This window comes from Pseudomonas sp. GM33, assembly GCF_000282295.1.
Taxonomy (GTDB): domain Bacteria; phylum Pseudomonadota; class Gammaproteobacteria; order Pseudomonadales; family Pseudomonadaceae; genus Aquipseudomonas; species Aquipseudomonas laurylsulfatiphila.
Genome location: NZ_AKJO01000073.1, coordinates 198,983 through 207,002 on the forward strand (window position 1 = coordinate 198,983; position 8,020 = coordinate 207,002).

8 protein-coding genes and 1 pseudogene are annotated in these 8,020 nt (G+C 59.3%); all 9 read right to left on the reverse strand.

The annotated features are described in order from the left end of the window. Window positions 1-37 precede the first annotated feature (37 nt). Window positions 38-2,131: an LTA synthase family protein gene (locus PMI26_RS17890; protein ID WP_007973692.1), complete on the reverse strand. Its 2,094-nt coding sequence runs from the start codon at window positions 2,129-2,131 to the stop codon at window positions 38-40. Window positions 2,132-2,468: 337 nt separating this feature from the next. Continuing rightward, complete coding sequence (locus tag PMI26_RS17885) at window positions 2,469-3,074, reverse strand: START domain-containing protein (RefSeq protein ID WP_007973694.1); 606 nt, start codon at window positions 3,072-3,074, stop codon at window positions 2,469-2,471. 42 nt (window positions 3,075-3,116) lie between these two features. After that, window positions 3,117-3,371 carry a YkgJ family cysteine cluster protein gene (locus PMI26_RS17880; RefSeq protein ID WP_007973695.1) on the reverse strand — a complete coding sequence of 85 codons (255 nt, stop codon included), beginning with the start codon at window positions 3,369-3,371 and terminating at the stop codon, window positions 3,117-3,119. A 165-nt stretch (window positions 3,372-3,536) separates the two neighbouring features. Continuing rightward, complete coding sequence (locus PMI26_RS17875) at window positions 3,537-4,019, reverse strand: hypothetical protein (RefSeq protein WP_007973697.1); 483 nt, start codon at window positions 4,017-4,019, stop codon at window positions 3,537-3,539. A gap of 80 nt (window positions 4,020-4,099) precedes the next feature. Further along, window positions 4,100-5,539: an aminotransferase-like domain-containing protein gene (locus PMI26_RS17870; RefSeq protein WP_007973699.1), complete on the reverse strand. Its 1,440-nt coding sequence runs from the start codon at window positions 5,537-5,539 to the stop codon at window positions 4,100-4,102. 201 nt (window positions 5,540-5,740) lie between these two features. Next, entirely contained in the window at window positions 5,741-6,547 is an 807-nt protein-coding gene (locus PMI26_RS17865) for an OmpA family protein (RefSeq protein ID WP_007973700.1), read from the reverse strand. Next, entirely contained in the window at window positions 6,544-6,900 is a 357-nt protein-coding gene (locus PMI26_RS17860) for a DUF4398 domain-containing protein (RefSeq protein ID WP_007973701.1), read from the reverse strand. The genes PMI26_RS17865 and PMI26_RS17860 overlap by 4 nt, the downstream gene beginning before the upstream one ends. A gap of 9 nt (window positions 6,901-6,909) precedes the next feature. After that, a complete protein-coding gene (locus tag PMI26_RS17855; protein ID WP_007973702.1) occupies window positions 6,910-7,746 on the reverse strand; it encodes a substrate-binding periplasmic protein in 837 nt (278 codons plus the stop codon). 209 nt (window positions 7,747-7,955) lie between these two features. Further along, window positions 7,956-8,020 (reverse strand): annotated as a pseudogene (locus tag PMI26_RS31375) (electron transfer flavoprotein subunit alpha/FixB family protein); the annotation flags it as partial.

Here is an 8,020-nt window from a genome sequence, read left to right on the forward strand (position 1 = left end):
AGGCCCTCGAAGGGCCTCTTTTCTATTGCGTCACAACTTAGTCCGGCTTGCCGTCAACGACACCTGCGGTGTTGTCCAGCAGGCTCTTGGTCGCTGTTTGCAGGAACGCTTCGAGCTTGAGTTTCAACTCGGCGGTACGCGGCGCGTCAGCAATGATTTCGGCGCGAGGCGTGGCCCCCAATTCATACTGATACAACTTCGGCGCCATGTCCTTGTCCTTCGGCAGGACCAGAATCTGGTCGGCGGTGAGGATGGCCGTGGTCTGCTCGCTGCCCGACGGCTTGATCACACCAATGCCGAGGTCGCCTTGCGGCAGGTTGAGCAGGTCGCGTCCCCAGCACTGATGACGCACTTCGCCACCGATGCGGCCCATGATGGTCGGCACGATGTCGATCTGGGTGCCCACGGTGTGGTCACGCTGGCCGAATTTTTCCTGGATGCCCGGTGCAATCATCAGCATCGGCACGTTGAAGCGGCCCAGGTCCATCTCGGTGATCTGTTGTTCGTTACCAAAACCGTGGTCACCGACGATGACAAACAGGGTTTCCTTGAAGTACGGCTCCTTGCGGGCCTTTTCAAAGAACTGGCCCAGAGCCCAGTCCGAGTAACGCATGGCGGTCAGGTGTTCGTTCAGGTTGCCACGATCGGTTACGCGCTCGACCGGCAATGGCGTCGGCAAGGCATAAGGCGTGTGGTTGGACAGGGTTTGCAGCAAGGCATAGAACGGCTTGCCGTTTTCTCGCGCCTTGAGCTCGACCAGGCCACGGTCGAACATGTCCTGGTCGGACACGCCCCAGGTCGGATCAGAGAACACCGGGTTCACAAAATCGTTACGACCGATGAAGTTGGTCATGCCCTGGTTGCTGAAGAAACCCGACTGGTTGTCCCAGGCGAAATCGCCGTTGTAGACATACACGTCGTCGAAGTCACGGGCACTGAGCAACTGCGGCAGACCCGACAGCTTGTGGCTGCCTTCCGGGGTCTGCATCAGGTATTCGAAGCCCGGCAGGTTCGGGAAGCAGGCCATGGTGGCGAACATACCCTGGTGGGTATGGGTGCCGTTGGAGAAGAAGCGGTCGAACAGCAAGCCTTCCTTCGACAGTTTGTCGAGGTACGGCGTGATGTTGCCCGGTCCGCCCAGCGCTCCCACCGAGTGACCGGCCATGCTTTCCATCAGGATCACAACGACGTTCTTGATCGGCAGGGTCTTGTCGGCCGGCGGGGTGTAATCGCGACGTACCGCTGCGGTGTCGGTATCCACCAGTTTGTCGGCCGGTACCACCAGCATGTCACGCACCACTTGCTGGGCTTGTGGCTGAGGCAGGGTCGCCTTCCAGATATTGTCGCGATCCTCGGACATCCGGCTCTTGGCGGCGGCGACCAGAGAAAGAGTACCGTTGAGCCCCAACTGGTTGGCGAAGTTGGAATCTGTGGTGTAGACATCACCCCAGCGCATCGGCGGGCCTTGACGCAAGGTGCCACGGGCCGCGACGACGCAGATCAGCAGGCAAACCACGAACACGCCAATGCGTGCATACCACGGCGCAACCTGGCGAGTGCCGATGCTGCCGCCACTGAACGGACCACGAGGGCGGGTCGCACGGTCGGCGCCCTTGAATGCCAGACTCAGGATCCAGGTGCCCACGGCCCATGCCAGCAGGTAGCGGACCACGGGGAAACCGTACCAGAGCATGCTCATCACGGTTTTCGGATCTTCCTTGACGTACTGGAAGACCAGGCCGTTGAGGCGCTGGTGGAACTCACGATAGAAGTCCATCTCCATCAGGCCCAGGAACAGCGCAATGCTGGAGACGACCGTCAGCCAGAGACGGAACAGCCCGCGTGCGGCCATGGCCCGGGCACTGAACAATGCCAGCAGCAACGGAATACTGAGATAGACCACCAGGCGCAGGTCGAAACGCAGACCGTTGGCGAATGCCTCGAGGAAGGTCGAAGCCGGTGTATCGAGGATCATCGAGCGGTTGTAGACCAGCAGCGCGACGCGCAGCAGGCTGAACATGACCATCATGACCAGGGCACACAACAGCGTGTAGGCCAGATGCGATTTGACGGTCGGTTGCAGCAGGCGACTAGAAGCTCGCTGCTGATTCAGGGCGTCCGGGATTGCCATGTCGTTTTAGGACCCATTGGAAGTTGAAGTTTCAAAAATACAGCTGCGCCTGGCCCTCTTTTCGGCCCGTAACAGGCCCGGGGGTTTGCGCGGTGCGCAAATGTTGCACGATCAACGGCTGTATTGCCATTGATTACTACCCTCATCCCGACTGTTTCATCCTGCACTCAGGAATACGTTGCGTGTGGCGGGAGAGCCGGCGAATTGTCTTGGAGACTTGGTGAAAATTTCGTGCAACGCATATCCGGAAACAAATTAAAGCGCCCTGCCCGGCCAAAAACGCAAACGCCCCGAACCGGTCGGGGCGCTGCGAAGTCGCCTTTAACGCAATACGCCGTTACTTCTCGGCGCGCTCCTTGAGGGCTTTCAAGGTATTGAACGGGGCATCCACCACGAACTTGTTGGCCACCATCGACGGCACGCTGCCACCCGGTTCGGTGTGCACCTGATAGGTCACTTCGATCTGGTCGCCCTTGGGTACGAACTTCCAGAAACCGTCGACCTTGGCGACCCGGACGAAGCCTTTTTCTTCAGGAATGTATTTCGGTACGCCTTCGAGCTTGCGGGTCAGGCTGCCATCGGCACCTTCGGTGGTGGTGATGTGCAGCACCGAATCACGCGGAGTCACCGGCCATGGGGTGTTGAATTGAGTGTAGGTCCAGCTCTGGTCACCTTCGTGCTTGAGCAGCTTCTGGGTTTTGCATTCGTGAATCCAGGCGCAGGCTCCGGACACGTCATCCTGCAACGCACGCAGCTTGGCGATGGTGGTTTTCATCAGCGTAACGCCCTGGTAAGCCTTGTAGTCAGACCCGGCCACTTCACTCAGGGAGATCTTGATGCCGTCTTCGTCTTTCTTGACTTTCCAGTCTTCGGCCTGGGCCGTCGAGGTAGCCAGCACAACCGTCAAACCACACAGCACAGCCATACGATGCAGCGAACCCATAGTCTTATTCCTTATTGTTGAAGTTCCGTTCGTTGGGACACATCACGCCGCCGTCATTTGCTCCCACCAGCCAATCAACCGGATGGCCTCTTCGCTGCTGCTTCCGCACACCTCGGGGTCGGCCTCGAAGGCAGAACACACTGCCGGCCGTTCCGGCTGACCGAAAATATTGCACAGGTTATCGGCGGAAAGTTGCAGGCAACGCTGCCCTGCGGCCTTGCCGTTAGGCATACCGGGAATCGGTGAACTGATGGACGGGGCAATGCAACAAGCGCCACAGCCCTCACGGCATTTCATGACGACAAGCTCCTCGCGACGAGCAATGTGTAAAGGACGGGGCACAGAGTACCCGCTAAAACAGTTGTTTTAAAATACCTGCGAGCGGGTTTTTCCGCGCAAACGGGCATGACCGACCAGTCTCCGACAAAGCGTCTGTTCTGCGGCTTGCCAATCTTGTTGGTGTTACTGCTTGAATTCGAAATCCAGTGCCGCGCCTTCAACCTCGCGGCGCTCTTCATTGCGCAGTTGCAGCTGCATTTCATTGCTGAGCAGGCGGCCGTTGAGCTGGAACGGGCTGCTGCCGCTTTTGTCACCGAACATCTGGGGCAGCAGCGGTTCGCGCTTGGACAACGGCACCGTTCCGACGGGTTTCAGTTCCTGAACCATATCCTTGGGCAAGCTCAGGTCCAGCTTGGCGGATGGAAGCTCGGTCTTTACCACTTCGCTGGCCGCTTTCGATTTGGAAGCAATGGGTGGGCGTTTTTTCGCGGGCGTCGCCGATTTACTGACTGGCGAGGCTTTTTTTGCCGGTGCGGTTTCTATCGGTGCGACGTGGAAACTGCCGGTGGCCTGCTGATCCTGCCCCGCGGCCGCAACGACGGATACCGGCTGAATACTCGCAATCAGGCAGAGCAAAAACCAGGCGGCAGGACAAATCGGTTTCATGTATCCAACGGTGGGTGCAAACGGCAGAGGTGCCTATGCTCGCCTGTTGCAGCCCACAAGACAAGCGCAGTAGCAGACTGTTACAAACCGCCAGCCATCTCCTGGCAGAGTTGGGTGGCCAGCATGCCCAGGGTCATCAACGCGCGCTCGGCCTCACGATTCCAGGGCGTGCCGCAATTGAGGCGAATGCAGTGATTGAATTGCTCGGTATTACTGAAGATCAGCCCGGGCGCAATACTGATGCCCTGCTGCAATGCCCGCACGTGCAACTCCTGGGTGTTGACCCGCCCCGGCAAACTCACCCACAGAATGAAGCCACCGGTAGGCCGGGTCATCTGCGTGCCTTCCGGGAAATACTGCTGCACGGCCAGCTGGAAGGCACTGAGGTTCTTGCGGTACTCCTGACGAATGAAGCGCAAATGCCGGTCGTACCCGCCATTTTCCAGGTAAGCGGCAATGCCCATCTGGGTCACGCTGCACGCTGAATGCGTGCTGAAGGTCTGCAAGCGCTGGATTTCCTGCTGATACTTGCCGGCAATCATCCAGCCGATCCGCACCCCGGGCGACAGGGTTTTCGAGAAGCTCGAGCAATAGATCACCCGGTCCAGCCGATCATAGGCCTTGAGGGATTTGGTGCGCCCCTGCTCGAACATCAGCTCACCGTAGATATCGTCTTCGACAATCTGGATATCGAAGTCCGACGCCAGGCGCAGCAGTTGTTTCTGCCGTTCTTCAGGCATGGTGCCACCCAACGGATTACTCAGCCGGGTGGTCAGCACCAAGGCCTTGATCGACCACTGATTGGCTGCCAGTTGCAGGGCTTCCAGGCTCATGCCCGTGGCCGGATCGCTGGGGATCTCAATGACCTTGAGGCCCAACAGATCGGCCAGTTGCAGCAACCCGTAATAGGTCGGCGACTCGGCTGCGATCAGATCGCCCGGACGGGTCAGCACACGCAAGGACATCTGCAGCGCATCGACGCAGCCGTGGGTGATCACCACTTCCGACGGGTCGACCACCACGCCGGCATCGCGCATGCGAATCGCCACCTGCCGGCGCAACGGCTCGAAACCGGGGCTGAACATATAACTGAAGGCGCGCGGACTATGGAAACGAGTGACTTTGGCCAATTGCTGATGCAGCGCCCGCACTGGTAAATAGTCGACACTCGGCACCGCCGCGCCCAGCGGAAAGACACCTTCACGACGGGATTCGACCAGCACTTGCTGGATGATACTGCTGCGGGTGACCAGGCCGGGGCGCTCGACCCGGGCGATATCCGGCGTCGGCGCCGTGAGTGCCGGCGTCTGGTGCACGTAGTAACCCGACTGCGGCCGGGCGCGGATCAGCCCCTGATCTTCGAGATTGGCATACGCCTGCAACACCGTCGCATGACTGACATTGAGCTGCGAGCTCATCTTGCGCACCGAAGGCACGCGCTCTCCCGGCTGATAGACCCCACGGCGGATGTCTTCGGCCAGTTGTTGAGCAATACGTTGATAGAGCAAAAGATTGGTCATGACGCAGCACTCGATTTCACGGGCATTTTATTCTTGTGTGAAACAATACCGGAACAGTTTAGAAGTGTACGGGGACAGTTACCACAATAGTCGACCGTACAGTGCAGTGTCAGCAAAATCTGTACTGTTTTGTGCGGTAATCGGCAGGCGTAAAAAAACCCGGCGCTGCATGGCAGGCCGGGTTTTCCATCGACGCACACCCTACCGGGCGGCGCCGAGCTGGCCGTTTTCGTCGGAAAACACAATTTCCACCCGACGGTTCTGCGCACGGCCCCGTTCCGACGCATTCGCGTCCACGGGATACTCGTCGCCATAACCTTCGACCTGGATGCGCTTGTCGTCGATACCCAGGTCCATCAGCACGTCAGCCACCGATTGTGCGCGGTCGCGAGACAGCTTGAGGTTTTCCTGCTTGCCCCCGGTACTGTCCGTGTAACCTTCGATCCGCACCACACGCTTGGGGTTGAGTTGCAGGAACTGCACGATCTTCAACACCACGCGGTTGGCCGAAGGTTTCAATTCCGCTTCGCCGGTGTCGAACAGCATGTCGCCCAACGTCATCACCAGACCGCGGTCGGTCTGGGAGGTGGTCAATGCCAGGATCTGCTCTTCTAGCCACTTGCCTTGCTGCTGCACACTGAACAGTTTGGACTCACGCAATGCCAGTTGCAGACGCTGGCGTTCCAGTTCGAGTTTTGCCGCTTTTTCTTCGTTGAGCGCCTGATTGGTGTGTTCCCGAGCAATGGCGCTGTAGCGCTGGCTCAGGTAGGCGTAATGCACTACGTCCGAACCACTGCCCCAATAGCTGGACAGGCGATCGGCACGGGCCAGGGACTCACCGGCGCGGATCACGTCCTTGGGGGCGATTCGCAGCACATTGGAGTCTTCCTTGACCTTCTGAAAGTCGGTTCCGGCCTGCTGCAACGCGGTCTCGCTGTGCTGGCTGACGCAACCGGTCAGGCTGGCGGCCAGGATCAAACCGCCAAGGGTTTTGCGCTTGAGGCTCATTGAGCATCTCCCAGCTGCTTTTGCAGACGGGCGATGCGGGTGTTGAGCACGCTCAATTGTTCCTTGCTCTTGGCCGTCAGCACCTTGGCCTCAGCCAGGCGCGCATCCAGTTCGGCCTGTTCGGCGCGCATGCGCGCGTTCTTGAACGATTGATCAGTCATGTTGCCCTTGGCGCGGTTGTACTTGTCCTCGGCCAGTTTCATTTCCGGCACATCGTCGGCGGTGGCACCCACGGCCTTGGCCTGTTCGAGTGCCTGTTCGGTCAGCCGCATTTGTTCATTCGGCGCCGGATCGGTTGCACAACCCGCCAGGGCGACAATGGCCACGGCAGCGAAAAGAGGTCGAATACTCACTAAATATCCCTACTGTTTTGGGGTACTGACGGGGTGTTGCGGGGGTTGCTGCGGTTGTGAGCGCTGTGCCTTCCAGCGCTCGATATTGCGCATCAGCACGGCTTCCGTCAGTCCGGACGCGGGCAATTCTGTCATCTTTTTGGCCAACTGTCCGCGCAACCACGGATCGTTGCAGGCCGAGTTGTGGGAAATCGCCAGGAACAGGCCAGGCTTGTCGACCGGTTGCGAACGCGCGCTCAGATCACCGGCCAAGCCCAGTGCCTGTGCAGTCGCCATGCCCGAGTAACGTCCGGCCAGGACAAATTCGACTTCGCCCAACAACAGCTTCTGAAAGGCCAGGGTCAGGTTGGACGTGCGCGCTAGGGTTAATTGCTGGGCGGCAAAGGTGCTGAATTGCGGGGTCAATCGAGCCTTTTCCGACACGGCACCCGGATGGCCGTGCAGGTCTGGCGCTTCGTTGTAGACCAGTGTCGAATCCTTGCGCGTCCAGACCAGGTAGTCGTTTTCCAGCAAGGGTGGATGGATGTAATCCAGGGTTTCCAGCTCACTGACGGTCAACGTCGCGTCCGCCAGCATGTCCATCCGGCCGCTACGCACTTCGTCCAGGGCCTGGGCGCGTTTGCCGGCATACAGCAGCTCGACCTTGAGCCCCAACTCCCCCGCCACTTGCTGCAACAAATCGGCACTGGCACCGATCAGGTGTTTGGGATTCTGCGGGTCTTGCCACAGGTACGGCGGCGCGTCGGGGCTGCCGGTGACCACCAGGCGTTCACATTTGCCTGCGGCGAAAGACAGCGCCGGCAACAGCGTCAATCCCAGCAAGCTCCACACAAGGCGCAGATCCATGGCTTCACACTCCACTCATACCCGGTTATGCCTCCCTGTAGGAGCGAGCCTGCTCGCGATGGACGTCAATGCGCTGCGTTTTTCCAGAATGAACGCGTCATCGTTAACGCCCATCGTCGGAACGCCGCCCGGAGCAAGCTCGCTCCTACAGAAGAGCAAAAAAAAAGCCCGACCAAAAGGCCGGGCTCTTTATAAGTGAAGCAGCCGGTTTAGACCAGCTTCTCCAGCTCAGGGATGGCTTCGAACAGGTCCGCCACCAGGCCGTAATCGGCCA